Here is a 2,144-nt window from a genome sequence, read left to right as displayed (position 1 = left end):
TATAAAAAATATGCCTATTTTTATAAGAAATATCATTGAGTATTAAGCGATTTATCGTTATAATTTGACAAATTTTTTATAGATTAAAAAGGTGTTCTTATGGCACAAGTTATCCCCTTTAACAAACTTGGTAAAGACGATGTTGAAATTGTCGGTGGTAAAAATGCGTCTTTGGGCGAGATGATTAGTAACCTAGCCAATGTTGGCGTGTCTGTGCCAAACGGCTTTGCTACGACCGCAGATGCGTTTAACCGCTTTTTGAACGAAACGGGTTTGCTTGATAAAATCAATGCCGAACTAAAAGGCTTGGACGTTGATGATGTTGAAAAACTTGCCGAAGTGGGGGCAAAAGTGCGTGGCTGGGTCATCGCCCAAGAGCTGCCAAAAGACTTAGAAGACGAGATTCGCACGGCATTTGATACACTTACAGGCGGTCAAGATGTGGCGGTGGCGGTGCGTTCGTCAGCGACTGCCGAAGACTTGCCCGATGCGTCTTTTGCAGGTCAGCAAGAGACCTTCCTTAACATTCGTGGCATTGACAACGTGCTGATTGCCATTAAAGAAGTGTTTGCAAGCCTTTACAACGACCGTGCAATCGCCTACCGTGTCCACAAAGGCTTTGAGCACGCAGGCGTGGCGTTGTCAGCAGGCGTTCAGCGTATGGTACGCTCGGAGACGGGCACGTCTGGCGTGATGTTCACCATTGACACCGAAAGTGGATTTAATGATGTGGTATTTATCACGGCAAGCTATGGCTTGGGCGAAATGGTGGTGCAAGGGGCGGTAAACCCTGATGAGTTTTATTTGTCCAAAAAATTATTGGCGGAAAATCTCCCTGCGGTGGTTCGCCGTAATCTTGGCTCAAAACACATTAAAATGGTCTATGGCGATGAAGGGACGACCAAACGCTCAACCAAAATCGTGGACGTGGAAAAAGGCGACCGTCAGCAGTTCGCCCTAAATACCGATGAGCTAACTCGCCTTGCCAAACAAGCCCTTATCATCGAAAAACACTACGGTTGCCCTATGGATATTGAGTGGGCAAAAGACGGCGATACCAATGAATTATTCATCGTACAAGCTCGCCCCGAGACCGTCAAATCTCGCCAAGACAAAACGAGCATGGAGCGTTATGTCATCAATAGCAAGGGGGCGAAAGTCCTATGCGAAGGGCGTTCTATCGGTCAGCGTGTCGGTGCAGGTAAGGTGCGTATCGTTACTAATCTCAACGAGATGAGTAAAGTTCAAGACGGCGATGTGCTGGTGTCTGACATGACCGACCCCGACTGGGAACCTGTGATGAAGCGTGCCAGTGCGATTATCACGAACCGTGGCGGACGTACTTGCCATGCGGCGATTATCGCTCGTGAGCTTGGCGTACCTGCCATTGTCGGCTGTGGTAACGCCACCGAGCTTTTGACAGACAGTCAAGCGGTAACGGTGTCATGTGCCGAGGGCGATACGGGCTTTATTTATGACGGCATTTTGGACTTTGACGTGCAAAAAAATTCTGTCGCCAGTATGCCTGAGCTTGGCTTTAAGGTTATGATGAACGTGGGTAACCCTGACCGTGCCTTTGACTTTGCCCAAATCCCGAACGAAGGCGTGGGTCTGGCTCGCTTAGAATTTATCATCAACCGCATGATTGGCGTACACCCCAAAGCTCTTTTGAACGTGGACACCTTACCCCAAGAGACCCAAGCCCAAGTGTTTGAGCGTATCGCAGGGTACAACTCGCCTGTGGAGTTTTATATCAACAAACTCATCGAAGGCATTTCAACGCTTGCCGTGGCATTTAAAGATAAGCCTGTCATTGTGCGTATGAGTGATTTTAAATCCAACGAATACGCCAACCTAATCGGCGGTAAGCTGTACGAACCGCACGAAGAAAACCCAATGCTCGGTTTCCGTGGGGCGAGCCGTTATATCTCGGACAATTTCCGTGATTGCTTTGAGCTTGAATGCCGTGCGTTAAAATACGTTCGTGATGACATGGGGCTAACCAACGTAAAAATCATGATTCCGTTTGTGCGTACCACAGGCGAAGCCCGCCAAGTCATTGAATTACTTGAAAAAAATGGGCTAAAACGTGGCGAGAATGGTCTTGAAATCATCATGATGTGCGAATTGCCAACCAATGCCTT

General features: G+C 47.9%; 1 protein-coding gene. It reads left to right on the top strand.

Annotation, left to right across the window (positions count from 1 at the left end; all coding sequences use genetic code 11):
• Window positions 1-99: 99 nt before the first annotated feature.
• Window positions 100-2,144 (top strand): phosphoenolpyruvate synthase (ppsA, locus tag GY683_RS07145; protein ID WP_297288079.1); only part of this gene is annotated, 2,045 nt, incomplete at its 3' end.

The sequence above is a fragment of the Moraxella sp. genome (assembly GCF_024227015.1).
Classification (GTDB): Bacteria; Pseudomonadota; Gammaproteobacteria; order Pseudomonadales; family Moraxellaceae; genus Moraxella.
The sequence above is the reverse complement of the archived record's forward strand: the minus strand, read 5'-3'. Positions and strand labels throughout refer to the sequence as shown.